Source organism: Streptomyces sp. NPDC048565 (genome assembly GCF_040650935.1).
Taxonomy (GTDB): Bacteria; Actinomycetota; Actinomycetes; order Streptomycetales; family Streptomycetaceae; genus Streptomyces.
Genome location: NZ_JBEZIH010000050.1, coordinates 1 through 25,328, shown reverse-complemented (window position 1 = coordinate 25,328; position 25,328 = coordinate 1). Strand labels below are relative to the sequence as shown.

At 72.0% G+C, this 25,328-nt stretch carries 23 protein-coding genes, 1 other RNA gene and 1 pseudogene; 11 read left to right on the top strand and 14 right to left on the bottom strand.

The window, feature by feature from the left end; all coding sequences use genetic code 11:
• Positions 1–128: 128 nt before the first annotated feature.
• From AB0C75_RS35310 to AB0C75_RS35290, 5 genes and pseudogenes are all read right to left on the bottom strand, one after another.
• Entirely contained in the window at positions 129–956 is an 828-nt protein-coding gene (locus AB0C75_RS35310) for a hypothetical protein (RefSeq protein ID WP_362896534.1), read from the bottom strand.
• Between the two features lie 186 nt (positions 957–1,142).
• On the bottom strand, positions 1,143–2,084 hold the full coding sequence (locus AB0C75_RS35305) for an N-acetylmuramoyl-L-alanine amidase (protein ID WP_362896532.1): 942 nt from the start codon (positions 2,082–2,084) through the stop codon (positions 1,143–1,145).
• 22 nt (positions 2,085–2,106) lie between these two features.
• Positions 2,107–2,775: a class I SAM-dependent methyltransferase gene (locus AB0C75_RS35300; RefSeq protein WP_362896531.1), complete on the bottom strand. Its 669-nt coding sequence runs from the start codon at positions 2,773–2,775 to the stop codon at positions 2,107–2,109.
• A 159-nt stretch (positions 2,776–2,934) separates the two neighbouring features.
• Positions 2,935–3,432 (bottom strand): annotated as a pseudogene (locus AB0C75_RS35295) (hypothetical protein); the annotation flags it as partial.
• A 23-nt stretch (positions 3,433–3,455) separates the two neighbouring features.
• Positions 3,456–4,997, bottom strand: a complete 1,542-nt coding sequence (locus AB0C75_RS35290; RefSeq protein ID WP_362896529.1) for an MFS transporter — start codon at positions 4,995–4,997, stop codon at positions 3,456–3,458.
• A gap of 245 nt (positions 4,998–5,242) precedes the next feature.
• Here AB0C75_RS35290 and AB0C75_RS35285 point away from each other — a divergent pair, with 245 nt between their 5' ends.
• Positions 5,243–6,745: an MFS transporter gene (locus AB0C75_RS35285; RefSeq protein ID WP_362896528.1), complete on the top strand. Its 1,503-nt coding sequence runs from the start codon at positions 5,243–5,245 to the stop codon at positions 6,743–6,745.
• A gap of 39 nt (positions 6,746–6,784) precedes the next feature.
• Here AB0C75_RS35285 and AB0C75_RS35280 read toward each other — a convergent pair whose 3' ends face one another.
• The 5 genes from AB0C75_RS35280 to AB0C75_RS35260 all read right to left on the bottom strand — a co-directional run bounded on the left by AB0C75_RS35280 (position 6,785) and on the right by AB0C75_RS35260 (position 12,527).
• Positions 6,785–7,417 (bottom strand): response regulator transcription factor, encoded by a 633-nt coding sequence (locus AB0C75_RS35280; protein WP_362896540.1) that lies wholly within the window; start codon positions 7,415–7,417, stop codon positions 6,785–6,787.
• Between the two features lie 158 nt (positions 7,418–7,575).
• The gene (locus tag AB0C75_RS35275) at positions 7,576–8,694 is read right to left on the bottom strand and encodes a histidine kinase (RefSeq protein WP_362896538.1); all 1,119 of its coding nucleotides are present in this window, start codon (positions 8,692–8,694) and stop codon (positions 7,576–7,578) included.
• 143 nt (positions 8,695–8,837) lie between these two features.
• Positions 8,838–9,560, bottom strand: a complete 723-nt coding sequence (locus tag AB0C75_RS35270) for an ABC transporter permease (RefSeq protein WP_362896526.1) — start codon at positions 9,558–9,560, stop codon at positions 8,838–8,840.
• Positions 9,560–10,525, bottom strand: a complete 966-nt coding sequence (locus AB0C75_RS35265) for an ABC transporter ATP-binding protein (RefSeq protein WP_362896524.1) — start codon at positions 10,523–10,525, stop codon at positions 9,560–9,562. The genes AB0C75_RS35270 and AB0C75_RS35265 overlap by 1 nt, the downstream gene beginning before the upstream one ends.
• A 394-nt stretch (positions 10,526–10,919) precedes the next feature.
• Positions 10,920–12,527 (bottom strand): hypothetical protein, encoded by a 1,608-nt coding sequence (locus AB0C75_RS35260; RefSeq protein ID WP_362896522.1) that lies wholly within the window; start codon positions 12,525–12,527, stop codon positions 10,920–10,922.
• Between the two features lie 231 nt (positions 12,528–12,758).
• Between AB0C75_RS35260 and AB0C75_RS35255 the strand changes: the two genes are divergently transcribed.
• The 3 genes from AB0C75_RS35255 to AB0C75_RS35245 are packed head-to-tail and all read left to right on the top strand — an operon-like array spanning position 12,759 to position 15,591.
• The gene (locus AB0C75_RS35255) at positions 12,759–13,595 is read left to right on the top strand and encodes a Nif3-like dinuclear metal center hexameric protein (protein WP_362896520.1); all 837 of its coding nucleotides are present in this window, start codon (positions 12,759–12,761) and stop codon (positions 13,593–13,595) included.
• Complete coding sequence (locus AB0C75_RS35250; protein ID WP_362896536.1) at positions 13,592–14,335, top strand: C4-type zinc ribbon domain-containing protein; 744 nt, start codon at positions 13,592–13,594, stop codon at positions 14,333–14,335. Before AB0C75_RS35255 ends, AB0C75_RS35250 begins: the two co-directional genes overlap by 4 nt.
• Positions 14,335–15,591: a bifunctional RNase H/acid phosphatase gene (locus AB0C75_RS35245; protein WP_362896518.1), complete on the top strand. Its 1,257-nt coding sequence runs from the start codon at positions 14,335–14,337 to the stop codon at positions 15,589–15,591. Before AB0C75_RS35250 ends, AB0C75_RS35245 begins: the two co-directional genes overlap by 1 nt.
• A 30-nt stretch (positions 15,592–15,621) precedes the next feature.
• Here the strand turns inward: AB0C75_RS35245 and eda are convergent, their stop codons facing one another.
• Complete coding sequence (gene eda, locus AB0C75_RS35240) at positions 15,622–16,269, bottom strand: bifunctional 4-hydroxy-2-oxoglutarate aldolase/2-dehydro-3-deoxy-phosphogluconate aldolase (RefSeq protein WP_362896516.1); 648 nt, start codon at positions 16,267–16,269, stop codon at positions 15,622–15,624.
• A 78-nt stretch (positions 16,270–16,347) separates the two neighbouring features.
• On the bottom strand, positions 16,348–17,148 hold the full coding sequence (gene yaaA / locus AB0C75_RS35235) for a peroxide stress protein YaaA (protein ID WP_362896515.1): 801 nt from the start codon (positions 17,146–17,148) through the stop codon (positions 16,348–16,350).
• Positions 17,149–17,303: 155 nt separating this feature from the next.
• On the opposite strand from yaaA, the gene rnpB reads away from it, so the two are divergent.
• Positions 17,304–17,703, top strand: an RNA gene (rnpB, locus tag AB0C75_RS35230) — RNase P RNA component class A.
• Positions 17,704–17,738: 35 nt separating this feature from the next.
• On the opposite strand, the gene AB0C75_RS35225 is transcribed toward rnpB, so the two are convergent.
• Positions 17,739–18,185 (bottom strand): DUF1772 domain-containing protein, encoded by a 447-nt coding sequence (locus AB0C75_RS35225; protein WP_362896513.1) that lies wholly within the window; start codon positions 18,183–18,185, stop codon positions 17,739–17,741.
• Between the two features lie 89 nt (positions 18,186–18,274).
• Between AB0C75_RS35225 and AB0C75_RS35220 the strand changes: the two genes are divergently transcribed.
• Positions 18,275–18,853 (top strand): TetR/AcrR family transcriptional regulator, encoded by a 579-nt coding sequence (locus AB0C75_RS35220; protein WP_362896511.1) that lies wholly within the window; start codon positions 18,275–18,277, stop codon positions 18,851–18,853.
• Positions 18,854–19,031: 178 nt separating this feature from the next.
• Here AB0C75_RS35220 and AB0C75_RS35215 read toward each other — a convergent pair whose 3' ends face one another.
• Positions 19,032–20,369 (bottom strand): ricin-type beta-trefoil lectin domain protein, encoded by a 1,338-nt coding sequence (locus AB0C75_RS35215; RefSeq protein WP_362896509.1) that lies wholly within the window; start codon positions 20,367–20,369, stop codon positions 19,032–19,034.
• A gap of 513 nt (positions 20,370–20,882) precedes the next feature.
• Here AB0C75_RS35215 and AB0C75_RS35210 point away from each other — a divergent pair.
• The 5 genes from AB0C75_RS35210 to AB0C75_RS35190 are packed head-to-tail and all read left to right on the top strand — an operon-like array spanning position 20,883 to position 25,179.
• Positions 20,883–22,553, top strand: coding sequence for an ATP-binding protein (locus AB0C75_RS35210; RefSeq protein ID WP_362896507.1), 1,671 nt, complete (start codon positions 20,883–20,885; stop codon positions 22,551–22,553).
• Positions 22,554–22,558: 5 nt separating this feature from the next.
• Positions 22,559–22,969, top strand: a complete 411-nt coding sequence (locus AB0C75_RS35205; protein ID WP_362896505.1) for a roadblock/LC7 domain-containing protein — start codon at positions 22,559–22,561, stop codon at positions 22,967–22,969.
• Positions 22,966–23,337 carry a DUF742 domain-containing protein gene (locus AB0C75_RS35200; protein WP_362896503.1) on the top strand — a complete coding sequence of 124 codons (372 nt, stop codon included), beginning with the start codon at positions 22,966–22,968 and terminating at the stop codon, positions 23,335–23,337. Before AB0C75_RS35205 ends, AB0C75_RS35200 begins: the two co-directional genes overlap by 4 nt.
• Positions 23,318–23,926: an ATP/GTP-binding protein gene (locus tag AB0C75_RS35195; RefSeq protein WP_362896501.1), complete on the top strand. Its 609-nt coding sequence runs from the start codon at positions 23,318–23,320 to the stop codon at positions 23,924–23,926. The genes AB0C75_RS35200 and AB0C75_RS35195 overlap by 20 nt, the downstream gene beginning before the upstream one ends.
• A complete protein-coding gene (locus AB0C75_RS35190; RefSeq protein WP_362896499.1) occupies positions 23,923–25,179 on the top strand; it encodes a cytochrome P450 in 1,257 nt (418 codons plus the stop codon). The genes AB0C75_RS35195 and AB0C75_RS35190 overlap by 4 nt, the downstream gene beginning before the upstream one ends.
• Positions 25,180–25,328 lie beyond the last annotated feature (149 nt).

Here is a 25,328-nt window from a genome sequence, read left to right as displayed (position 1 = left end):
AACGCTCGGCTGGGAAACCCCAGCCGAGCGCCTGCATAAACTGCTCGCGGCCTGATCAACACGACCACGTGTTGCGATGACCCCTAGAAAGCGCCGTCAGGGCAGGGGCCGCTCGTGCGTGGGGCGGCTCAGCCGCGCTGGATGCCCGAGGTGTCCTGGAGGACGCCACGACGGCCGTCCTGCGTCTGGGCGATGAGCCCGGGACCACGCTGCTCGACCGCGAGGTACCACGTACCGGGAGCGAGCTCCGCGATCGGGGTGGGCGCACCGTCCTCGCCGAACAGCGGACGGGCCACCGGCACCGCGAACCAGAACGGCGTGAAGTCACCGGCGGGTGCCCCACCGCCCTGCGGAGCCTGCTGCGCGGCCTGCTGCTGCTCCGGCTGACCGGGCGCCGCCTGACCCGGCTGGGCGCCGTAGGGCTGGGGCTGGCCGGGCTGCGTGCCGTACGGCTGCTGGCCACCGGGGTAGCCGTAGCCCTGGGCGGGCTGCTGGCCGTACGCCGCCTGCACACCCTGCGCCGGGCTCGGGGCGCCCAACAGCGGGGCCTTGAGCGCGGGGACCATCGGGGTGGCCACGGCGCCGCCGGCCAGCACGAGGGTCGCCAGGAGCCCGAGGATCAGACCGGCGCCCGCGTCGCCGGCGTCGATGATCGTCCAGAACATGGTCCACAGGGCGTACACGGTGAACGCGGCCCCGAACTGGCCGAGTTCGAAACCGACCACCTTGCGGCCCGGCAGGGCGCGGCTGACGATCAGCAGCGCGGCGCCGATGATGCCGGCCAGGTAGATGCTCATCAGGATGGAGAGCGAGTCCCAGGCATTCGCACTGTAGCCCGAGCAGTCCACGCCCGAGGGGCAGTCGTAGCCGGAGAGGTCGAGGAAAGAGGCGACGAACAGCACGACCGCTGCTCCGATCACCACGCCGTCGCCTCGAGTGAGGGAGCGGATATTCACGTGAAGGTCCTTAGTCGGTCGTCTCGTCGGGGCGGTCGTCGATGCCGCCCGAACGGCGGTTACGGCGCGAAGCTCGGGGGCGGCTCCCCATCGTACGGATGAATCTATCGTCTGCCCGGGCGGGTTGTGATGCTGCCCGGACCTCGGACCGGCTATCCCCCCAATGTCGCCACTATCACCGCAGAACTACCTCGTGAGATAGCTGCTGATGCCGTCGGCGATACCGAGAGCCGCTTTCTGCCGCCAGCCCTTGCTGGTGAGCAGAGCGTCGTCCTTCGGATCACGCATATTGCCGCATTCGATGAACACTTTGGGCACGGTCGACAGATTCAGCCCGCCGAGATCGTCACGGGTGTCGAGTCCGGTGTCCTCGCCGATGTAATTGGAAGGGGCGCTTCCGGTCGTGCGTACGAAATTGCCTGCAATCCGCACTCCGAGTTCACGCGAAGGGACAACGATCTTCGCGGTGTCCGCGCCGTCGCCGTGCACCGCTGCGGGAAGAATGACGTGGAATCCACGGTTCCCGGTTGCGGCGCCGTCGGCGTGGACCGAGACGGCCGCGTCGGCCTTCTCCTCGTTGCCGATCCGCGCACGCTCGTCGACGCACGGGCCGAAGGGCCGGTCGCCGTCCTGGGTGAGGACGACCTTCGCGCCCTCCTTCTCCAGCAGCGTGCGCAGCCTGCGGGAGACGTCGAGGGTGAACAGGGCTTCCGCGTAACCCGAGTTGGTAGCGGTGCCCGTGGTGTCGCACTCCTTGTGGCCGGTGCCCATCTTCACCTGGGCGTTGATCTCCCTGGCGTGGTCGCGGTTGCCGGGGTTGTGCCCGGGGTCGATCACCACGGTGCGGCCCGAGAGCGGGCCCTGCGGCAGGGGCTTCGTCGAGCCGGACCCGGTGGAGGAGCCGCTCTCCGGGGCCGGGGCCGAGGAGGAGGACGAGGGGGCGGTGGCGGGCGAGGACGAGGCGGACCGGGACGCGGTCTCCGGTGCGGCGGTCCCGGGTGCCTGGCCGCCGTCGCCGTCCGCGCACCCCGCGGCGGTCAGGCAGACGCCGATGAGCGCCGCGGCGGTGAACACGGGCCTGCGGCGCGGACCCGGACGCGGTATGGGGGGAGTGAAGTCTTGACGCACGTCGCGATGCTATCCGTGAGCCTCAGGTCCCCGTCCCCGTTTCCGGCCTTCCACGCCGCAGGACGCGCAGTGAGTCCGTCACCGAGATCTCGGTGAACGCCCCCGATTCCAGGGCGCGTCGGTAGACCCGGTACGGCGCCTGACCACCGTCGGCCGGGTCGGGGAAGACATCGTGGATGACCAGCAGACCGCCGTCGGCGATCTTCGGGGCCCAGCCCTCGTAGTCACCGTTCGCGTGCTCGTCGGTGTGCCCGCCGTCGATGAAGACCAGGCCGAGCTCCCCGCCCCAGACAGCCGCGACCTGCGGGGACCGCCCGACGAGCGCCACCACGTGCTCCTCCAGACCGGCCCGGCGCAGGGTGCGCCTGAAGGTGGGCAGGGTGTCCATCAGGCCGATCTCCTGGTCCACCACCGACGGGTCGTGGTACTCCCACCCCGGCTGTTGCTCCTCGCTGCCCCGGTGGTGGTCGACGGTGAGCGCCATCACCTTGGCCTCGCGGGCGGCGGCGGCCAGCAGGATGGTGGACCGCCCGCAGTAGGTGCCGACCTCCAGCAGCGGAAGGCCGAGCGCGGCGGCCTCGACGGCGGCGGCGTGGAAGGCGAGCCCCTCATGGAGCGGCATGAAGCCCTTGGCGGCTTCGAAGGCGGCGAGAACATCCGGCTCAGGACGGGCGGCGGACTCGGCGGCCACGGGGTTCCTCCTGGTGGGGGCGGTGGATCGGACGGCGTCCCATCGTGCCGTACGCCCCCGCGATACGGCTCGGCGGGGGCGTACGGGTGGGGTGGGCCCGGGTCGGGGCAGGCCCCTGGCAGGGCTGCGGGGGCCAGGGTCCTTACGGGAGGCCCCGGGTCAGCAGCTCTGCCGGAGTCGGGTCATGACCCGGACACCGAAGCGCAGGCCCTCCAGCGGGACGCGTTCGTCCACGCCGTGGAAGAGCCGGCCGTGGTCCAGGTCGTGCGGGAGCTTCAGCCTCTTGAAGCCGATGCAGCGGATGCCCGGGTGGGTGAACGCCTTGGCGTCGGTGCCCCCCGGGTCGCAGTACGGCACGGGGTGGCCGTCCGGGTCCCCGGCGCGGACCGCGTCGCACCTCGCGTCGACGAGCGGCCCGTCGAACGTCGTCTCCATCGCGATGTCGTGGTTGACCCACTCACGGCTGACCGAGGGCAGCAGCAGCCGGTCGATCGTGTCGATCGGCTCCTGCTCATGGCCGGGCAGGAAGCGGCCGTCGACCCGGGCCGTGGCCTTCCCGGGGATCACGGCGGTCCGGTAACCGGCGGCGAACATGGTGGGGTTGGCGGAGTCGCGCAGCACCACCTGCATGAAGTCGGAGACCGGACCCAGCCGGGCCGGCGTGCCCTCGATGCTGCTGGCTACGGAGCCGGGGTTCGACTCTCCGGCGCGCTGACCCGCGCCGCCGCCGGGGGCGCGGCCTCCGCGGCGGTGAGCGCGTCGCCCGCGCTGCTGGCCAGCAGCACCGGGCGGCGTGCCGGCCGCTGCGTCGGCAGGAACGCGGCCAGCACGAGACCGACCAGCACCGCGCCTGTGGCGATCATGAACGAGGTCCGGAAGCCCTCCATGGTCGGGACGTTCACCGACCCCATCCGTACCGAGGTGTTAGCCAGCACCATGCCGATGACCGCGCTCGACATCGAGGTGCCGATCGACCGCATCAGCGTGTTCAGGCCGTTGGCCGCACCCGTCTCCGACGCGTCGACCGCTCCGATGATCAGGGCCGGCAGCGAGGAGTACGCGAGCCCGATGCCCGCGCCGAGCACCACCGCGATGATCACGGTCTGCCAGGGGGCGCTCATCAGGCCGAGCCCCGCCCCGTAACCGATGGCGATGATCAGCATGCCGAGGATCAGGGTGGTCTTGGGGCCGCGGCGGGCGGAGAGACGGGCGTACAGCGGGGCGACGAACATCATCGTCAGGCCCAGGGGCGCCACGCAGAGCCCCGCCACCACCATCGACTGCCCCAGACCGTACCCCGTCGCCGCGGGCAGCTGGAGCAGTTGCGGCAGGACCAGGGAGACGGCGTAGAAGGCGACCCCGACCATGATCGAGACCAGGTTGGTGAGCAGCACCTCACGGCGTGCGCTGGTACGCAGATCGACCAGCGGCGCCGTGGAGCGCAGCTCGAACAGGCCCCACAGCACCAGGATCACCAGGGACGCGGCGATCAGACCGAGGGTCAGGGGCGAGCCCCAGCCCCAGTCGCCGCCCTTCGTCACGGGCAGCAGCAGGCAGACCAGGCCGAGGGAGAGCCCCACCGCTCCGGTGAAGTCGAAACGCCCCGGCGCGCGCAGCGCCGGCTCCGGCACGACGAGGGCGGTGAGTGACATGGCCAGCACGCCCAGCGCGGCCGAACCGAGGAACAGTGCGTGCCAGTCGGCGTGCTGGGCGACGATCGCGGCTGCGGGCAGCGCGAGTCCGCCGCCCACGCCTATGGACGAGCTCATCAGGGCCATCGCCGAACCGAGCTTCTCGCGCGGCAGCACATCGCGCATGATGCCGATCCCCAGCGGGATGGCACCCATGGCGAAGCCCTGGAGCGCCCGGCCGACAATCATGATCACGAGGCTGTCGGTCGAGGCACAGATCAGCGAGCCGACCACCATCACGGCGAGGCTCGCCAGCAGCATCCGCCGCTTGCCGTACAGATCGCCGAGCCGCCCCATGATCGGGGTCGCGACGGCCCCGGCGAGCAGCGTGGCCGTCATCACCCAGGTCGCGTTCGCCGGGTCGGTGCCGAGCAGTGAGGGCAGGTCCTTGATGACGGGGACGAGCAGGGTCTGCATCACCGCGACGGTGATCCCCGCGAACGCGAGCACGGGTACGACGCCGCCGCCCTTGCGCCTCTGCGGATCATCGGGGAGCGCCGCGGCTCGCTGTTCGTTCGTCGTCCGTTGCATACGTGTGGCCTCCGGGCAGGGGAAGGTGGCGAGGATCGAGCGGGGTGGCGCATGCGGCGACGCGCGACGGGCAGCGCCGACCGCCAAGTGTGTGCATGTTGAACGCTTCCTTGTGTACGCGTTATTCCGGTGAACGCGGTGTGAAAACAGCGAAGTCGGCGCAGGTCCTACGCCGGGGGACGGAGGCCTGATGAGACCGAAGGGGGACCCGAAATCGATGTACGGGGCACGAGTGGCCTGCGAGTATGACACCCATGGATGACGTCTCCCTGCCTTCGCGGCCGCCCGCCCGGTCGAGAACCCGTACCTGGGCCGTGGTCGCGGCCGCCTGTACCGGGCAGTTCCTGGTCGTGCTCGACGTGTCCGTGGTCAATGTGGCGCTGCCGTCCATGCGCACCGATCTGGACCTGAGCGCACCCGCGCTGCAATGGGTCGTCAACGCCTACTCCATCGCCTTCGCCGGCTTCATGCTGCTCGGCGGACGGGCCGCGGACATCTACGGCCGCAAGCGGATGTTCCTGACCGGGCTCGCCCTGTTCACCGCGGCCTCCCTGGCCGGCGGCTTCGCCCAGGAGGGCTGGCAGCTCCTCGCCGCGCGCGCCGGGCAGGGACTCGGCGCCGCCGTGCTGTCCCCCGCGACCCTCACGATCCTCACCGCGGCCGTCCCCGAAGGCCCCGCGCGGACCAGGGCGATCGGCACCTGGATGGCGGTCGGCGCGGGCGGCGGCGCGGCCGGCGGGCTGATCGGCGGCGTACTCACCGACCTCCTGTCCTGGCGGTGGGTCCTGCTCATCAACGTGCCCATCGGCGTCCTCGTCATCGCGGGCGCCGCGGTGTGGCTGGCCGAGGGCCGGGCGGGCGACCGGCGCCGCGTGGACCTGCCGGGCGCGGTGCTCGTCACGGCGGGCCTGGCGACGACCGCGTACGGCATCGTGCAGACCGAGGCCGCGGGCTGGACCGCGGCCGGCACCCTGGTGCCCCTCCTGGGCGGCCTCGCGCTGCTCGCCGTGTTCGTCCTGGTGGAGGCGAGGACGGCCGCGCCGCTGATGCCGCTGCGGGTGCTCGGGGTGCGGGCCGTCTCGGCGGCGAACGTGTCGATGCTGCTGCTGGGTTCGGCGACGTTCTCCATGTGGTACTTCATGACCGTCTACGCCCAGAACGTGCTGGGGTACACGCCGCTGCAGGCCGGATTCGCGCTCGTACCGAGCTCCGCGGCCGTCTTCATCGGCTCGAAGGCGGCGCCCGCGCTCATGGCACGGATCGGTGCCAAGCCCCTGGCCGTGACCGGCGCACTGGTCGCCGCCTCCGGCTTCGGCTGGCAGTCCACCATGGGTGTGCACGGCGCCTATCTCACCTCGGTCTGCCTCCCCGGCGTCCTGATGATGGCCGGGGCCGGACTGGCCTCCACCCCGCTGGCCACGCTCGCCACCTCCGGCGCGGCACCCGGCGACGCCGGACTCGCCTCCGGTCTCGTCAACACCTCCCGCACGATGGGCGGAGCGCTGGGCCTCGCCGCGCTCTCCACGATCGCGGCGGCCCGCACCGCGGGCTCCGGAGGGGCCGCGGAGATCACGGCCGGATACGCCCTGGCCTTCCGCACATCAGCCGTGGTGCTGGTGGCCGGGGCGCTGATGATGCTGCTGTGGCTGCCGGGCCGCCGGGAGCTGCGCGCGGGTGGGCCCCGGGGCCCACGGGCCTCGGGCGGGTCGGCACGGCGGGGGAGGGAACCCGCGCAGGCGGAGGCATAGGGTTCCTTCCCCCGTCCGGATCCGGGCGGGCTCGGCGGCTCAGAGCCAGCCCTGCTGCCGTGCGGCGCGCATCGCCTCCATGCGGTTGCGGGTGCCCGTCTTGCCGATGGCCGAGGACAGGTAGTTACGGACCGTGGACTCCGAAAGGCTCAGCTTCACGGCGATGTCGGAGACCGTCGCCCCGTCCACGGACGCGTTCAGCGCGTCCCGCTCCCGTGGGGTCAGCGGGCTCGGACCCGCGCCCAGGGCGGCGGCGGCCAGCGCCGGATCGATCACGGTCTCGCCGCCCAGCACCTTGCGGATCGCCTTCGCCAGATCCCCGACCGGGCCGTCCTTCACCAGGAAGCCCGCCGCCCCGGCCTCCATGGCACGCCGCAGATACCCAGGCCTGCCGAAGGTCGTCAGGATCAGCACCCGGCAGTCCGGGACCTCGGTGGCCAGCTCGGCCGCGGCGTCCAGGCCGCTGCGGCCGGGGAGCTCGATGTCCAGCAGTGCCACGTCCGGGCGGGAGAGGAGCGCCTCGTCCACGATCTTGTCCCCGGCCTCCACCTGGGCGACGACCTCGAAGTCCGGCTCCATCCCGAGCAGCAGGGCGAGCGCGCTGCGCATCATGCCCTGGTCCTCGGCGAGGAGGATGCGTACCGAACCCGTGGGCCGGTGGTCCTGCGGCATCTCGTTCACGGGCTCAGACTAGGGCGTGTTTCGAAAGTCCCGCCTGCCCGCCCTTCGGGCGGACGGCGCTACTTTCGAAACGCACCCTAGAGCCGGATGCCGCCGTTCCGGCCGGTGGAGCGCTTTTCGGGCGTCAGGCGCGGTGATCCTCCCCGGTGTCACCCTCCGCCCCCGCCGGGCAGTTCCGCCGTCACGACGAAGCCGCCGTTCGCCGCGGGCCCGGACTTCAGGGAGCCGCCTGCCGCGGCCAGCCGCTCGGCCAGGCCCTTCAGCCCCGTACCCGAGGCCGGGCCCACCGGGGGTCGAGGACCGCCATCTGCGGCGCCCGCGCCGATGCCGTTGTCCTTCACGGTCAGCCGGACCCGTTCGGGTGTGGAGTCGAGCACGAACTCGCAGCGGGTCGCGCAGCTGTGGCGTACGGCGTTGGTGACGGCCTCCCTGGCGACCCAGCCCAGCAGCGCATCGCTCTGCGGGGCCGGCGGCGGCCCCGAGCGGTGGACGGACGCCTCGATCCCGGCGGAGGCCAGCACCGGGCCCGCCCGGTCCAGTTCGGTGGCCAGACTCCCCTCCCGGTAGCCCGTCACCGCCTCCCGGATCTCGGTGAGGGCCTGGCGGCCCACGGACTCGATGTCGGACACCTGCGCGATCGCGGCGTCGATGTCGTGCGGGGCGAGCCTGCGGGCCGCCTCCGACTTGACCACGACGACCGACAGGGTGTGGCCGAGCAGATCGTGCAGATCGCGCGAGAAACGCAGCCGCTCCCGCTCGACGGCGCTGCGGGCCAGCTCCTGCCGGGTCGCGCGCAGCTCCGTCACGGTCTCGGACAGGGTGAGGATCGCGGCCGTCACACCTCCGGACAGGAGGGTTCCGTAGCCCAGCGTCCACGGCTCCGCGACGTGGTCACCGCGCCATACGGTCACGGCACACGCGGACGTCGCCAGGACCAGCAGGCCGATGCCCAGCCGCCTGCCGCGCAGGATCGTCCCGCAGGCCAGCGCGAACAGGGGGAAGAAGAGCAGCCAGCTGCCGCCGTAGCCGATCGCCAGACCGAAGGTGATGAAGGCCATCGCGGCCAGCAGCACATAGGACGTGACGCTCTCCCGCGTCCTCCTGTCGAAGCCCCGGAACACCACCGAGACGTAGAAGGAGTTGAAGACGAACAGCCCGATGCCGCCGACCCAGGGATTCGCCGTCTCGCCCTGCCAGAGGTTGGCGAACGCGCCGAGCCCCATCAGCAGCATGGGCAGCATGGTGTAGGGGCGGGGCGAACCCGGCATCCGGTTCCTCGCCCTGGCCCTCACCTTCCTGAGCACGGTCACCTTTCCGGGCACGGTCACCTCCTCGGGCACGGTCACCTTTCCGGGCACGGTCACCTCCTCGGGCACGGTCGCTTCCCCGGGCACGGGCGCGGTCACTCCGCTCACACGGTCCTCGCCGACCGACGGTAGGACATCACGGCGTATGTGCCGAAGAGCAGCAGCCAGGCGCCCAGTACCGCCAAGGACCCGGCCCCGGGGGCATGCCCCGCGATCGTCGCCCAGCCGAGGTCGGCGAACCCGTGCGCCGGGGTGTATTGGCCGATAGCACCCAGCCATCCGGGGAACATGTCGAGCGGGAACCACAGTCCGCCGACGATCGCGAAGCCCATCAGACAGGCCACGTTGACCACACCGGTGCCCTGCGGGGTGAGCTGGTAGCCGTTGCCGATGCCGAGCAGGGTGAACGGCAGCGCGCCGATCCACAGCAGCACCACCAGCGCGCCCCACTGCCACACCGCCAGCCGCACCCCGTTGACGAGCGCCCCGGCGAGCAGGACGGTCAGGACGGTCGGCAGGACCGTCACCGAACCGCTGATCGCACGGCCCGCGACCGCGCGGCCCGGATCCAGCGGCGTGATCCTCAACTGCCGCAGCCACCCCAGGGACTTGTCCGACGAGATGCCCGTGCCGATCGCCATGGAGGAGCCGAGCGCCCCGTACGCCGCCATGCCGACCATCGACGCGGCCCTCCAGTCCCCGTAGGTGCCGCCCCCTCCGAGGTTCGTGAAGAGCAGATACATCATCACCGGCATGCCCGTCCCGAAGATCAGGAACGTGGGGTCGCGCAGGGTGCGCCGGATTTCGAGGGCGATGTACGCGTACATCACACGGCCTCCTTCAGCGAACGGGCGGGCGCCTCCGGGGAGGCGGGCACGGGTGCGGTCAGCGAGAGGAACGCGTCCTCCAGGGTGGCCCTGCTCGCCTGGAGGCCGCGTACGGCCCCGATCCGCGCCAGTGCGACGACGGTCGCGTCCGAGTCGTCCGTACGCAGCAACGCCCGGTTCTCGCGTACCTCGACGCCCACCACGCCGGGGAGCGACTCCAGTTCGGCGACGGGTCGGTCCGCCAGTTCGACGGAGACCAGCCCGCCGCCGGCCGACCGCTTGATCACCTCGCCGCTGCCGTCCGCGACGATCCGGCCCTGATGCAGGACGACGATCCGGTCGGCGTTCCCATCGGCCTCCTCCAGATGGTGGGTGGAGAAGAGGACGGTGGTGCCGCGCTCCGCGAAGGCCTGGATCGAGACCCAGAACGCGCGCCTCGCCTCCACGTCCAGCGCGGATGTCGGCTCGTCCAGCACGACCAGCTCCGGATCGCCCGCCAGCGCGACGGCGAACCGGACGCGCTGGATCTGACCGCCGGACAGCTTGTCGACGCGCCGGTTCGCGTACTCCGACACCCCGGCGAGGGCGAGCGCCTCCGCTACGGGAAGCGGGCGCGGATACAGGGCGGCGACGAAGCGGATCAGCTCACCCACCGTCACCCGGGGAATCGGCCGCCCGTCCTGGAGCATCGCGCCCGCGAGCCCGGCGCGGACCGCCCGGTCGGGCGTACGGCCGAGGAGGCGCACCGTGCCCGAGTCGGGGGCGTCCAGGCCCAGCAGCAGGCTGATGGCCGTGGACTTCCCCGCGCCGTTGCGGCCCAGCAGGGCGACGGTCTCGCCCCGCCCGATCGTGAGGTCGATGCCGTCCACCGCCCGCACGGTGCGCCCCGCCCGCCCGAACGTCTTGACCGCCGCGGTGAACACCACCGCAGGTCCGCTTCCCTTGATCCCCGTTGTCCGTGTCATGACGATGACGCTACGGGCCTGGACGCTCCCGGGGCAGGGGCGTGCGTACGGACTCCGCGATGACAAATGTCATCGGTGCGTGGGCTGTTGGGGCGGGCCCACGCTTCAGGCCGCCGTGCTGCCACCCCCTTCGGAAGGACGGCGGTGACGTCCGTGCGGCTGTGCGGTCACGCTCTCCGCAGACGCGCCTCCTCGGTGTTTTCCGTAGCCGCCGGCTTCGGCCCGCTCCGCGTCCGCCTCGGGCGGACGCGTCTGGGTCGTGTCGGTTCGGGCTTCAGACATGTGGGAATTCTCCCCGTTGCAATCGCTTACGTGTGTGTCGCAGCCCGCCGCCACCCCGGCGCGGTCACCGTCGGCATCCGCACGGAACGGCTGCGTAGCCCCCGGCGCCAGTTTATCCAGGTGCGGTGCGCCCCGTGAGAGGCGCCTGCCCCAGGGGCACGGGCGTGCACACACCGCGGGGCGGGGTGGCGCCGGACACGTCCGCCACCTCCCCGGGAGCCGGGCGTGGTTCGTCCACAGGAGCATCGAGCAGGGCCACGGCGCAGGGGGTGCCCTCCTGTGAGTACGGCAGGTGCAGCACCCCTTCCCGGGTCCAGAATCCGGATCCGGCGAGCCATCCGCCGGGCGCCGCGAACTGGTGCAGCCGACGCTCCGCCGGGCGCCACAGCCCCACCCAGCTGCCGGCGGCCCCGTCGATGCGCAGAGCCACCGCGCAGCTCTCCGGCATCAGCATCTGACCCGGCTGCACGGCGAACGGCGTCAACGTCCCCTCCGGCGGTCGCAGGCACTCGGGGAACCGCACCGGCAGGCAGCTGCCGAGCACGCCCCAGCCGAGCCGGTCGTGGCCGGGGGCGTCCGACCTGACCAGCAGCAGGCCGCTGTCGGCGTCGGCCGTCAGCAGCCGGTCGTTGCTGTCCGGGGCGATCTGCAGCAGGGGCGTCACCTCTCCGCCGCGCTCCAGATCCGCGACGACCGCCTTCACCGGGCCACCGCCCGGCATCTGCCGGTCCAGGGCGAGCAGTCGGCCCTCGCGGTCCAGCCAGACACCGCCCGAACAGTGCCCGGGGACATCGGCGACCTGCTCCGGGCCGAACGCGCCGCCCGCCACCAGCCAGACGCCGGTGGAACGTTCGCCGGGGAGCAGGGCGTAGGCGCTCGCCCCGTCCGGGGACGGGGGCAGGAGGGTGAGCTCCGCGCAGTCGAGGGAGCCCAGCGAGATCTCACCCGTGCCGGGTCCGGTCGGGTAGAGGAGCGAGAACGTGTGCGATCCGGCCGCTACCTCCCGCCGGATCAGGACCCGGCCGTCCGAGAGCGGCAGCACGTCGGAGCCTGCGTCCTCCGGCTGGTCGAGGGGGAGCGGGACGGCGTAGGGCTCTGGACCGTCCAGCGTCCAGCGCTCCGGAAACCAGCCTGGCCCGGCCGTCTCCCCGGCCACGGTGAGCCGCGCCGCGTAGGCGTGGTCGGCGGCGAGGACGAGCGCGGGCGGGACGTGACGTGTCGGGGCGCGGAGGGGGGCGGCACGGGCCCCCTGGTCCCCCCGGCCCCTCTGCGCGGGAGCGTCGGGGGTGTCAGGGGTGTCAGCGGATGCGGCGGGCGCGGGAGGCGCCGGTGGGAGCGGGGGTACGGAGGGGGCGGGCCGGAGGAAGGGGAGGGGCGGTACGGACGAGGCCGCCTCTGCGGGCCCGCCCGCCCTGATCGCCCGGTCCGTCCTGGCTGTGCTGTCCGCCCGGTCCGCCTCGGCCGTGCTGTCCGTTCCGTCCGGCCCGCTGTGCGCCTCCGCGTCGTACGTCACCGCGTCGTGCGCCTCCGCGTCGTAAGGCGCAGCGTCATGGGCCCGGGCCTCCGTGCCGCCCGCGTCGGCGTCCCCCGGCTCGTCCGTGGCGTGGGGTTCCACGGGCTCGGCCGGCTCCTCGGGTTCCGTGGATCCGGGTGCGGGGCCGGCCGTCGTGGCGGCCCCCGCGACTCCGGTGGTCTTGTCCTCGATGGCACAGGCAGTCATGGTCCGGTCACCTCCGGCAACCGAAGCTAGGTTTCGCACGCCCCACCGGACAACGCGAGCCCCTTCACTTCACACATAAGGGTGCCGATGTCCTGATTCGCCTGCGAAGGCCGGGGGAGTGTGCTGACGCGGCTGCGCGGTGCGTAACGATTCGTACCGGCCGCCGGTCCCGCTCCACGGGCTCCAGCGGCCAGGGGCGGCGGGGTACGCCGGACAGGTAGCCTTTCCTCCGTGCCCCGTCTGTCTGAAGTCATCGCCGAGCTCGACGCCCTCTGGCCTCCCGAGCGGGCCGAAGGATGGGACGCCGTCGGCACGGTCTGCGGCGATCCCGGAGCCGGGATCGACCGTGTCCTCTTCGCCGTCGACCCCGTCCAGCAGGTCGCCGACGAGGCCCGTGCCATCGGCGCCCAGCTGATCGTCACCCACCACCCGCTCTATCTGCGCGGTACGACGACGGTCGCGGCCTCCACCTTCAAGGGCCGGGTCGTCCACGGGCTCATCAAGCACGACATCGCCCTGCACGTCGCGCACACCAACGCCGACACCGCCGACCCCGGGGTCTCCGACGCCCTCGCGGGCGCCCTTGACCTGCGGGTCACCGGCCCCCTCGTGCCGGACGCCACCGACGCGTCCGGACGCCGGGGCCTCGGCCGGATCTGCGAGCTCGACCACCCCGAGACCCTCCGGGACTTCGCGGCCCGCGCCGCCGCCCGGCTGCCCGCCACCGCGCAGGGCATCCGGCTGGCCGGCGACCCCGACGCCGTCGTCCGCCGGGTCGCGGTGAGCGGCGGCTCGGGCGACAGCCTCTTCGACGCCGTACGGGCCGCCGGAGTGGACGCCTTCCTCACCGCGGACCTGCGCCACCACCCGGCCTCCGAGGCCGTCCAGCACTCGCCGCTCGGCCTCGTCGACGCCGCACACTGGGCCACCGAACGGCCCTGGTGCGAGCAGGCCGCCGCGCAGCTCGACGCGATTTCCGACCGCCACGGATGGGACCTGCGGGTCCATGTCTCGAAGCAGGTCACCGACCCCTGGACCACCCACCACTCTTCTGGAGCCCCCAACTGAACGCCGCGCCCGCCGACCAGATCCGACTCCTCGAAGTCCAGGCACTCGACGTACGTCTGTCGCAGCTCTCCCACAGGCGCACGTCGCTGCCCGAGCACGCCGAGCTCGACTCGCTCAGCAACGACCTCGCCCAGCTGCGCGACCTGCTCGTCGCCTCGCAGACCGAGGAGAGCGACACCACCCGCGAGCAGACCAAGGCGGAGCAGGACGTCGACCAGGTGCGCCAGCGCGCCGTACGCGACCAGCAGCGGCTCGACTCCGGCGCGGTCTCCTCGCCGAAGGACCTGGAGAACATCCAGCGCGAGATCACCTCGCTGGCCAAGCGCCAGGGTGACCTGGAGGACGTCGTCCTCGAAATCATGGAGCGCCGAGAGTCCGCCCAGGAGCGCGTCACCGAGCTGACGGAGCGTGTCAGCGCGGTGCAGGCCAAGGTCGACGACGCGACCGCCCGCAGGGACGCGGCTTCCCAGGAGCTCGACGCCGAGGCCGCCACCGTGACCAAGGACCGCGAGGTCGTCGCGGGCGCCGTTCCCGCCGACCTGCTCAAGCTGTACGACAAGCTGCGCGCCCAGCAGGGCGGCGTCGGCGCCGCACGGCTCTACCAGCGCCGCTGTGAGGGCTGCCGCCTTGAGCTGAACATCACCGAGGTCAACGACGTGAAGGCCGCGTCCCCCGACACGGTGCTGCGCTGCGAGAACTGCCACCGCATCCTCGTCCGCACCTCGGAGTCGGGTCTGTAATGCCCGCTCCCCGCCAGCTGGTCGTCGAGGCCGACGGAGGCTCCCGGGGCAACCCGGGGCCCGCGGGATACGGCGCGGTCGTCCTCGACCCCGCCGCTGCCGTCACGCTCGCCGAGGCCGCCGAGTACATCGGTGTCGCGACGAACAACGTGGCGGAGTACCGCGGCCTGATCGCCGGTCTCAAGGCGGTCAGGGAGCTGTTCCCGGACACGGAGGTGCAGGTCCGCGTCCGGATGGACTCCAAGCTGGTGGTCGAGCAGATGTCGGGGCGCTGGAAGGTCAAGCACCCCGACATGAAGCCGCTCGCCGCGGAGGCCGCGGGTGTCCTGCCCGCCTCCTCGGTCACGTACGAGTGGATCCCGCGCGAGCAGAACAAGCACGCCGACCGGCTGGCCAACGAGGCGATGGACGCGGGCAGACGGGGCGAGCGGTGGGACGCGTCGTCATCGACGGCCGACCTGGAGACGCCGCGGGCGCCTGTCGCCCCCGAGCAGCCCCCGGCCGGCCCGCCCGGCGACGCGGTGGCGGGCGCGGCGAAGGTCCGCGCGGCGATGGCTGCTGCCAGGCCGGCGCCCGCACAGGCCGATACCTCGGCGTCCCCGCAGGTGGGCTGGGGGAGCGCACCCGACCTGGGCGCGCCCGCCACCTTCATCCTGCTGCGACACGGGGAGACGGTCCTCACCCCCGAGAAGCGGTTCTCGGGGAGCGGCGGCAGCGACCCCGAGCTCTCGGAGACCGGCCGCCACCAGGCGGCCTGCGCGGCGGACGCGTTCGCCGCCCGGGGCACGGTCCAGGAGATCGTGAGCTCCCCGCTGCGCCGCTGCCGTGAGACGGCACAAGCCGTGGCGGTCAGGCTGGGCCTCGATGTGCGGATCGAGGAGGGCCTGCGCGAAACGGACTTCGGGCTCTGGGAGGGCCTCACCTTCGGCGAGGTGCGGGAGCGCCACGGTGCCGACCTCACCACCTGGCTGGCGTCCCCCGACGCGGCGCCCACGGGCGGCGGCGAGAGCTTCGCGGAGGTGGCGGAACGGGTGTCGGCGGCACGCGACCGGCTGGTCGCGCGGTACGCGGGCCGCACCGCGCTCCTGGTCACGCACGTCACCCCGATCAAGACCCTGGTCAGGCTCGCGCTCGGCGCCCCGCCGGAGTCGATGTTCCGGATGGAGCTCTCGCCCGCGTCCGTCTCGACCGTGGCGTACTACGCGGACGGGAACCCGTCGCTGAGGCTCCTCAACGACACCTCGCACCTGCGGTAGCCGGTAGCGGGCGAGCCCCCGGCCAGGGCCTCAGGCGCGGCCCAGCGCCGACGCCCCGGCGGCCAGCCGCTCCACGCGTGCCCAGTCCTTCGCCGCGACCGCGTCCCCGGGCACCATCCAACTGCCGCCCACGCAGCCGACGTTGGGCAGAGCCAGATAGGACGGCGCGGAGGCGGGCGAGACGCCGCCCGTCGGGCAGAAGCGGGCCTGGGGGAGCGGGGAGGCCAGGGCCTTCAGATAGGCGGTGCCGCCCGCGGCCTCGGCCGGGAAGAACTTCATCTCGGTGACCCCGCGCTCCAGCAGCGCGACCACCTCGGACGTTGTGGAGACGCCCGGCAGGAACGGCACGCCCGACGCCTTCATCGCGTCCAGCAGGGTGTCCGTCCAGCCGGGGCTGACCAGGAAGCGCGCTCCCGCCGCGACGGTCGCGGTCACATGCGCGGGAGAGATCACCGTGCCGGCGCCCACCACCGCCTCGGGTACCTCGGCGGCCATGGCCCGGATCGCGTCGAGGGCGGCGGCCGTGCGCAGCGTGACCTCGATCGCGGGCAGCCCGCCGGCGACGAGCGCGCGCGCCAGCGGCACCGCGTCGGCCGCGTCCTCCAGTACGACGACGGGGATGACGGGGGCGAGGTCCAGCACGGAAGCGGACGCGGCGACGGGCGCGGAGGAGGTCATGGACTCATCCTGCCGGGAGAGCAGCACGCTACGCAACGAGCGTTGCGCATGATGCAACGCTCTCGTGCGGGGCGGGGATCAGTGGATCTCGGTGACGACCACATCGAGCGCCCAGGGCCGCCCGGCCCGCCCGGGAGCCTGTCCCTCCACCACATGACCGAGGTCGCGCAGCGCCTCCATCAGCTTCGCCGGGTCCTTCGGGTCCGCCCCGGCCAGCAGCAGGTCGCGGACCATGCGGCCCTTCGTCGCCTTGTTGAAGTGGCTGACCACGGACCGCTTCTCCACCCCGTCGACCATCCGGGACTGGAGCACCCGCACGCTCGCCGTACGCTCCGCGACCTCGCCCGAGGGCTTCCACGCTCCGGTGTACGCGGACGAGCGCAGATCCAGGACCAGCTGGTCCCCGGCCGCCTCCGGCATGACCGAGGCCATGGGGGAGCGCCAGTACGCGCTCAGCGCGCCGAGACCGGGCAGCTTCACGCCCATCGAGCAGCGGTAGGAGGGGATCCGGTCGCCCACCCACACCGCGCCCCACAGCCCGGAGAAGACCAACAGGGACTTCGCGGCCCGCCGCTCGGCCGCCGCGTCCAGCGTGGCCAGGCCGAGCGCGTCGTACAGCACGCCGGTGTAGATCTCCCCGGCGGGCCGGGTCCCGGCCGTGCGCAGCTCCGCGTTCTTCGCGATCTCGCCCCGCAGCCCCTCGCTCAGGCCGAGCACCACCCGGGCCTTCTCCTCGTCCGCCAGGCACAGCTCGACCAGCTCGTCGAGGATCGCGGCCCGTGCCCCGGCGAGGCCGGGCAGGGACAGGGACTCCGGCTTCAGCGGTGCCCCGCGCCCCGAGGCGGCCTTACCTTCGGAGGGCGGCAACAGCACGAGCACGGGACGTCTCCTTCATACGCGGCACAGGCCCCCGAGTGCATGGAGGCCCTCGGCAAGGGTACGGGCCGGGCGACACCCCCCGGCCGGCCGGACGGGAGGCCCCTGCCCTGTCGGGCGGCCCCGGTCCGCCCGGGTAGCATGGTCACCACGGCAGACGAGCCGGGCGGACGGCCGCGTGAGGATCCTCGGATCCTCCCGAGGAACGTCCGGGCTCCACAGGGCAGGGTGATGGCTAACGGCCACCCGGGGTGACCCGCGGGACAGTGCCACAGAAAACAGACCGCCGGGGACCTCGGTCCTCGGTAAGGGTGAAACGGTGGTGTAAGAGACCACCAGCGCCTGAGGCGACTCAGGCGGCTAGGTAAACCCCACCCGGAGCAAGGTCAAGAGGGAGCACCCAGGTGCTCCTGCGCGAACGTCCGAGGGCTGCCCGCCCGAGTTCGCGGGTAGACCGCACGAGGCCGGCAGCAATGCCGGTCCTAGATGGATGGCCGTCTCCCCGGCCGCCGCGAGGCGACCGGGCGACAGAACCCGGCGTACAGCCCGACTCGTCTGCCGCCCCCGGCTTCGGCTTCACCGGCCCGCCCGGCTCAGGCGACGGCGGTGACCAGCAGGGTGAAGGCGCCGATGATGATCGCGACGCGGACGTAGTGGAAGCGGTCCCAGCGGTTCGCCTGCTGCTTCCAGTCGTCGGGCAGGTTGTCCGGGGTCCACGTCTTGCCCTTGTTGTTGATCGGGACGAGCAGCAGGATCGACATGATGACGCTCACGAGCAGCAGTGCGACGGCGATGACGACCAGACCGGTGCCGGGATGGTCCCATCCGGCGAAGGCCCAGACCGCGCTCAGGACGAGCGAGCCGATGTACCAGAACGGCATCACGGCGCCCAGCATCCGGCCTCCGTGAGCCCGGGCGCGCACGGCGCTGTCGTCGGGCAGTCCGTTGAAGATCGGGTTCATGACGAAGGCGACGGAGAACTCCACCCCCACCATCAGCCCGACGGACACGGTGGTGAAGACCTCAAGTGCGTTGAGCATGGCCCCTCCTGGGATCCAGCGCTGCCAGGTGATGAGGGTGACGCTAGTACTGCTTACGCTCGATTGTCTAGCAATGCTAGAATCGGACCATGTCAGTACAGGACCGCAAGCAGCGCGAACGGGCGGACCGCGAGCGCCTCATCGTGGCGACAGCCCGCGAACTCGCCGAACAGCAGGGCTGGGACGCGGTCACCACCCGGCGGCTCGCCGAGCGCATCGAATACAGCCAGCCCGTCCTCTACAGCCATTTCCGCGGTAAGCGCGAGATCATCGGCGCTGTCGCCCTGGAGGGCGCCTCCGAGATGGCCGCGGCGGTGCGAGCCGCGACCTCCGCGGTGGACGACCCTCGCGCCAGGGTCACCGCCCTCGCCCGCGCCTACCTCGACTTCGCCGAGCGCCACCCGGCCGTCTACGACGCCATGTTCCGGCTCGACGGTGGCCTGGCGTTTGCCCGGGAGGACACCCCGGAACCCCTGAAGGACGCCTTCGCGGCCCTGCTGGAATGCCTCGGTGAGGTCGCCGGGGACGCCGTCCACCCGGCACTGTTCACCGAGGTGTTCTGGGCGTCCCTGCACGGGCTCGCCACCCTTACCCCGGCGGGACGGCTGCTGCCGGACGAGGCCGAGCAGAGGGTGGAGCTGCTGGTGGACCGGCTCGCCGTGGTCTGACTGTTCGCGGGGGCGGGTTGTGCTGGGTGGGCAGTGGATGTGGAGCGAGGAGCCTTGACCGTGGCCCGCCCGACGGGGGTTGCGGCGTCGCCGTCCCGGGCGGCGTGGAGGTACTCGTAGGCACGGCGCCGGGGCGCCCGGGGTATCGCCTCGCCCCGGGAGCCCCCGCCGATGCGGGTCAGCCCTCCAGCCGCCACTTCTGGTCGGGCTTTCCCGAGCATGTCCACAGCCGCAGTTCGGCCTTCTCGGTCCTGCCGTCCTCCATCGCGTCCACGCACTTGTTCGCCTGCGGGTTGACCAGGTCTCCGGCCTCGCTCATCACGAACTCCTGGGCGGGGTTGCCGCTGCACCGGGCGAGCTGGATCACGGCGCCGTCGTCCTTGGAGCCCCAGGCCACGTCCATGCACAGGCCGAGCGAGCGCACCGTGCGGTCATCCTTGAGGAACTCCCACTTCTGGTTGCCGTTCTCCTCGCACTTCTGGACCGTCAGGTGCGTGCCGTCCCTGGCCTTGCCGTTGACCTGACCCGTGGCCTCGACGCAGAGGTTGGCGGCCCGGCCGATGATGTGGGATCCCGGCGCCGGGGCGGCAGGCTTCTCGGGCTCCGAGTCGCCGCCACCACCGCCGGCGGCGGGCTCCTTCGTCGCGGCGGCCTCCGACGAGGTCTCCGGTTCCGGGGTCTTCTCGGCCTCCGCGGGCGGTTTCTCCTCGACCGTGGGCGAGGCGGACGGCTGCAGAGTGCTCACGGCGTCATTGGCCTTCTCCGCGGCGAGGCTCTTCACATCCGGTTTGTACGCCATCCAGAGGATGACGAAGGTGATGGTGAGAGCCAGCGCGACGCCCAGCGCGGTGACGAGCCAGCCCGGCAGGAACCCGCGCTGCACATAGGTGCCGTCCACGCCGACGGGCTCCGAGCCCGACCGCTGGACCCCCAGGGTGTAGGGCCGCTGCTCCTTGGACCCGAACCAGATGATCTGCCGGGGCTTCAGTGTCGCGTCGACGAACGCGGCGCGGCCCGGCTCGATCTGGATGTTGCTGGGGCGGATCTCGTACGCGATGTTGTCGCCGTTGTCGCTCCCACTGAGCGAAGCGGTGAGCTTGGTGTTGCCGAGGTTGTCGACGGCCAGCTTGGGCTTGGCCCGGAATCGCCCCTTGACCGTCGGCGGGACCAGCTCGGCCCTGAGTTCGGTGAACGGGGTGATCGTGAGGTTGCCTTCGGGGGCCGTGGTGGCGTCCGGGTGCTCCGTCGGCGTGATCCGTACCGCGTACGGATTCGGCCCTGCGACCGCGTCGGGTGTGCGGGGCGGTGCGAAGATCAGCGCCACCGTCGTGGTCGTACCCGGATACAGCCGGACCGTCTGCGGCTCCACGGTCATCCAGGGTGCGATGTCACCTACGGGCTCGAAGCGGTATTCGTCGACGACGTCGCCGGTGTTCCGTATCCGCAGCTGGACGACTGTGCTGCTACCCGGATCCACCGTGGCCGACGTGGGTTCCAAAGAAGTCCATAGGCTCACCAGCCGACGATAGAACAGTTTCTGTGGCCGCGTCAGGAGGTCAAGGGGCACACCGGCTGGCCGAAGGGGCGCCGATGGCCTGCCCGTTCTTCCCCCGCTGCCTGCCCTCGGGGCCCCGCCCGGCACCTGTCCGGTCTCCCTGTCCGGTCTCCCTGCCCGGTCTCCCGGTCCACCGCCGGTGCGAGCGATCTTCGCATCGTGCCGGAGATCCTTTCCGGCCATTCGGCAACGTCCCGCCGAGGGCGGATCCGGCCGCTCATCGAGGAGTTCGCACCTGGGGGCGATGCCTCTCCTGCGTGCCGGAAAGCGGCAGGCGTCGGGTTCCGGCCACACCCTGATCGAATATCTCCGGTATGCGGAGGGGAGTTGATCACTTGTGTCCGCAACCCGATAGGCTCCTTTGCGGCGCGGCGAGTTGACTCGAACTCACTCGGCCGCCGCCGCGCCGACCCCGGGCGCGTGCGGCGTTGCGCAATCCCCCCTGTTCGAATGTGTTGCTCTCGAAGGATGCAGATGGAACTTGCCACTCCACCCCCGGCGGCACGCGCACCGGTCGCCTGGTACGGCTGGTGGCTGATGCCGCTGGCCATGGGAGCGGGAACCGTCGTCACCGCAGTGGCGGGGCCCGACCAGCTCCAGATACCCGCGACGTTCGCGGGCGCCGCGGTCACCGTCGCCGGTGCGGTCTGTGTACGGCTCCTCGTGCGGACCCGGTCCCAGCTCCGCCGGGCGGACGCCGCCTTCCGGTCCGCCCAGACCGAACACTCCCAGCAGCGGTACGCCGACGTTCAGGGCAGGGAGCAGAGATTCGCGGCCGAGCGCTCGGACCTGGAGGCGCAGCTCGGCCAGCAGGCGGCCACCTTCGAGGCCCGGCTCGCCGAGCACACCCAGGCGTACGAGGCCGCCTTCGCCGAACGGGACCGCATCGCGCACCAGCGGCTCGAACTCCAGCAGGCCGTCGTCGTCAGGCTCGGCGACAACTACCTCCCCGAAGCGATCCAGCGGCTCCGGGAGGGCGAGGCCATCGACGACATCCTGACGGAGGCCGCCCAGGAGAACGACGCGAGTCCTGAGCTGCGCGCCGCACTGCGCAGGGTCCTGCGGACCGCGCTGCTCGGCGTGGAGGAGGAGCTGAACCGCTCCACATCGGCCGAACAGGCCGTGGTCGGCATCGGCAGCCGGATCCATGTACTGACCGGCCGGCTGCGCGGCCGGCTCCACGAGATGCAGGGCGAACACGGGCGGCTGCCCGCGGTGGCCCAGGGCCTCATGGAGCTCGACCAGGAGATCGGCCCCGCCGACTGCCTCGCCGCGAGCATCGGCGTACTCGGCGGGTCGGACCGGCCGGGACGCCAGTGGCAGGAACCGCAGCGGCTGCTCAGCGTGGTCCGCGGCGGCATCGGACGCATCAAGGACTTCAACCGCGTCCAGGTACGCCACCTGCCCGAACTCGGGGTCGACGGCGGTCTGGTGGACCACCTCACCCTGATCTTCGCCCACCTCCTGGACAACGCGGCACGCTACTCGCCGCCCACCGAGCCGGTGGTCGTCTCCGGCAAGGAGGTGCCCAACGGTGTCGGCATCGAGATCCAGGACGCCGGCAAGGGCCTGAGCGAGGAGCGCAAGCGGGAGGCGGAGCAGTCCATCGCGGGCACCTCGAAGGGCCCCGGTCTCGGCGGCATCTCCGAGGACGCCAACCTGGGCCTGCGTGTGGTGGGTGCCCTGGCACGCCGCTACGGCATCCGGGTCACCTTCGCCGACTCGCCGTGGCTCGGCACCTCCGTGGTCGTGGTGGTTCCCCACAAGTACTTCAGCCATCTGCCCGTCCCCGCGACCGAGCCGGCCAGGCCCGCAGTGGAACAGGCCGCGCCGGCCGAGGCCGCGGCGCCTGTGGAAAGCACCGAAGCCATCGAAGCCATCGAAGCCATCGAAATCGGGGACACCACACCCGGTGGCCTGCCCCGGCGCAGGAGCAGGCGGGCCGACACGCAGACCGCCAGGCCGCCCGCCGCCGACCGGCCCACGGAGTCCGTGGCCGCCGTGCCGCCGGACGCGTCGTTCGCCGGCCTCGCCGCCTTCGCCACGGCCAGTGCCCCACCGGGGACGGATACCGCGGACGCCGGCCCGGGCGACCGCGAGACGACTGCAGGCAGCGAGTCCAACCGCACTGAAGAGAGCGACTAGTCCAGATGACGCAACAGGGAACCGACGTGAGCTGGGCGCTCCGAGATCTCACGGAGAGCATCCGGGAGATCCGCTTCGCGCTCGTGGCCTCCAGTGACGGCAAGGCCATCACCTCCTACGGCGCCGACGACCCCGACGACGTGGACCGCTTCGCCGCCGTGGTCGCGGGGCTGCAGGCACTCGCACAGCCGGTGGCCGAGCAATTCCCCACGTACGCGGGGCAGCTCCGCCTGGCCATGATCGAGGTCGACGGCGGCCACCTCTTCGTGGTGCGGGCCGGTGTGGAGACGTACCTCGGGGTGCTGGCCAGGGAAGGGCTCGACCAGGGCCTGCTCGGCCACCAGATGAGGGACCTGGCGCGGAGGATGGGTGAGCTCCTCGGCACCAGCCCGCGCCTGGAGGAGCACCCTGGATGAGCGGTCCCCGCCGGCCCACGGACCCACCCGGTCTCGAGCGCTACTACGTCCTCACCGGGGGGCGCAGCGGACCGGGTGGTGCGGCGTCGACCCTGGACGTGGCGACCCTCATCATCTCCCGTGCCGCAGCCATGCCCGGCCTGCAGCACGAGCACGAGGAGATACTGCGGCGCTGCCGCGATCCGTTGTCGGTCGCCGAACTCGGCGCCCACCTCGGACTGCCCTTCAACATACTCGCGGTGCTCCTGGCCGATCTGCTGGACGCAGGCCGCGTCGACGCCCGTGACCCCATCCCGGCCTCGGACGCCGGCCGCGGGCCCGACCTCGCGCTCCTTGAGGAGGTACTCAGTGGACTTCAAAGGCTTTGACCATCCCGACCGGCAGACCGCCGGAGGGGCCGCCCGCTCGGTGAAGGTGATGATCGCCGGCGGTTTCGGTACCGGGAAAACCACCCTGGTCCGTTCGGTCAGCGACATCAAGCCGCTCACCACCGAGGAGACGCTGACCCAGGCCAGCGTGGACGTCGACGACCTGATCGGGGTGGCGGACAAGCAGGAGACCACCGTCAGCCTCGACTTCGGCAAGATCGGCATCAACGAGGAGCTGGTGCTGTACCTGTTCGGGACACCCGGGCAGGAACGGTTCTGGTTCCTGTGGAACGGTCTGTTCAAGGGCGCGCTCGGAGCGGTGGTCCTGGTGGACACCCGCCGGCTGGCCTCCAGCTTCCGGGCCATCGAGGAGATGGAGCGGCAGGACGTGCCCTTCGTCATCGCGCTGAACGTGTTCCCCGACTCCGTGGACCACCCGGTCGAGGAGATACGCGACGCCCTGGACATCCCCGAGCACACCCCGGTCGTGACCTGCGACGCCCGTGACCGAACCTCCAGCCGTGACGTGCTGATCGCGCTGATACGGCACCTCAAGGCACGCTCGGCCGTCGCTCTGGAGCCCCGATGACCGACCACCCGGCCAACGAGGCGGGCGCCGCCGGCGGCTGCCCCGTCATGCACGGCGGTGACAGCGACCTGACCCGGCTGTACGGTCCTGAGGCGGCGATCGACCCGCAGGGCATCTACGGACGGCTGCGCAAGGAACACGGGGCCGTGGCGCCGGTTCTCCTGGAGGGCGACGTACGTGCCTGGCTGGTCCTCGGCTACCGGGAGAGCCGGCGGGTGCTCGACAACCCCCTCCAGTTCAGCCGGGACTCGCGCATCTGGCGGGACTGGCAGGACGGAGGCGTCGAGGAGTCGTCGCCGCTCATCCAGATGCTCGGCTGGCGGCCCGACTGTGTGTCCCAGGACGGCGAGCCGCACCGCAGGCTGCGCAGGGCCGTCACCGACAACCTGGACACCTTGGCGGGGCGCGGGATCAGGCGCCATGTCACGCACTTCGCCAACAAGCAGATCGACGCCTTCGCCGACAGGGGCAGCGCCGACCTGGTGGGTGAGTACGCCGAGTACCTGCCGATGCTGGTGCTGACGAGGCTGTTCGGGCTCCCGGCGGCCGAGGGGCGAAGCCTCGCGGTCTCCTGTGCCCAGGTGCTCAAGGGCGGCGCCGACGCCCTCGAACACAACGACCGCATCATGCAGATCCTCGACGAGCTCGCCGAGCGCAAGCGCGTCGAACCAGGGCCTGACTTCACCACCGGTCTGCTCGGGCACGCGGCCGGACTCGACGAGAGCGAGATCGTCAGCCATCTGCGTCTGGTGCTGATCACCGCGCACACCACGACCAGCAATCTGCTGGCCCGGGTGCTTGAGCTGATCCTCACCGACGTCTCCCGTCTCACGGGACTCGTCAGCGGGCAGCGGGCCGTCTCGGAGGTCGTCGAGGAAGTCATGTGGAGCACCCCGCCGCTGGCGGTCCTCCCGGGGCGCTTCGCCACCGCGGACCTGGAGCTGGGCGGTACGCAGATCAAGGAGGGCGACCTGCTGGTGCTCGGGCTCGCCGCGGGCAACCTCGATCCGGACATCCGCCCGGACTCGGGTGTCTCCGTGCACGGCAACCAGTCGCACCTGGCGTTCAGCGGCGGGCCGCACGAATGCCCGGCCCAGGGGCTCGGCCAGGCCATCATCGAGACGGCCGTCGACACCCTGCTGCACCGGCTGCCGGGCCTGCGGCTGTCCGTACCCGCCGACGAGCTCACCGCGACCGCGTCCACCTGGGAAGCGCGTCTGGACGCCCTGCCGGTGGAGTTCACCGCGCACTAGTGCCGCGGCACCGGCTTCTGCCGCACGCCGTCGCCCGGCCGGATCCCTCCGGCCGGGGGGCGGCCGGGGGTTGGGGGGGGGGGCCGGGGGTTGTGGGTTGTTTTGGGGCCCGCGGGGGCGGGTTGTGGGGGGGGGGGGGGGCGGGGGGG

Coding starts and splice junctions, on each gene's coding strand:
- AB0C75_RS35290 (WP_362896529.1), bottom strand. CDS start 4,997: ATGCAACGGACGACGAACGAACAGCGAGCCGCGGCGCTCCCCGATGAT.
- AB0C75_RS35285 (WP_362896528.1), top strand. CDS start 5,243: ATGACACCCATGGATGACGTCTCCCTGCCTTCGCGGCCGCCCGCCCGG.
- AB0C75_RS35280 (WP_362896540.1), bottom strand. CDS start 7,417: ATGCCGCAGGACCACCGGCCCACGGGTTCGGTACGCATCCTCCTCGCC.
- AB0C75_RS35275 (WP_362896538.1), bottom strand. CDS start 8,694: ATGCCGGGTTCGCCCCGCCCCTACACCATGCTGCCCATGCTGCTGATG.
- AB0C75_RS35270 (WP_362896526.1), bottom strand. CDS start 9,560: ATGTACGCGTACATCGCCCTCGAAATCCGGCGCACCCTGCGCGACCCC.
- AB0C75_RS35265 (WP_362896524.1), bottom strand. CDS start 10,525: ATGACACGGACAACGGGGATCAAGGGAAGCGGACCTGCGGTGGTGTTC.
- AB0C75_RS35260 (WP_362896522.1), bottom strand. CDS start 12,527: ATGACTGCCTGTGCCATCGAGGACAAGACCACCGGAGTCGCGGGGGCC.
- AB0C75_RS35245 (WP_362896518.1), top strand. CDS start 14,335: ATGCCCGCTCCCCGCCAGCTGGTCGTCGAGGCCGACGGAGGCTCCCGG.
- eda (WP_362896516.1), bottom strand. CDS start 16,269: ATGACCTCCTCCGCGCCCGTCGCCGCGTCCGCTTCCGTGCTGGACCTC.
- AB0C75_RS35225 (WP_362896513.1), bottom strand. CDS start 18,185: ATGCTCAACGCACTTGAGGTCTTCACCACCGTGTCCGTCGGGCTGATG.
- AB0C75_RS35220 (WP_362896511.1), top strand. CDS start 18,275: ATGTCAGTACAGGACCGCAAGCAGCGCGAACGGGCGGACCGCGAGCGC.
- AB0C75_RS35210 (WP_362896507.1), top strand. CDS start 20,883: ATGGAACTTGCCACTCCACCCCCGGCGGCACGCGCACCGGTCGCCTGG.
- AB0C75_RS35205 (WP_362896505.1), top strand. CDS start 22,559: ATGACGCAACAGGGAACCGACGTGAGCTGGGCGCTCCGAGATCTCACG.
- AB0C75_RS35200 (WP_362896503.1), top strand. CDS start 22,966: ATGAGCGGTCCCCGCCGGCCCACGGACCCACCCGGTCTCGAGCGCTAC.
- AB0C75_RS35190 (WP_362896499.1), top strand. CDS start 23,923: ATGACCGACCACCCGGCCAACGAGGCGGGCGCCGCCGGCGGCTGCCCC.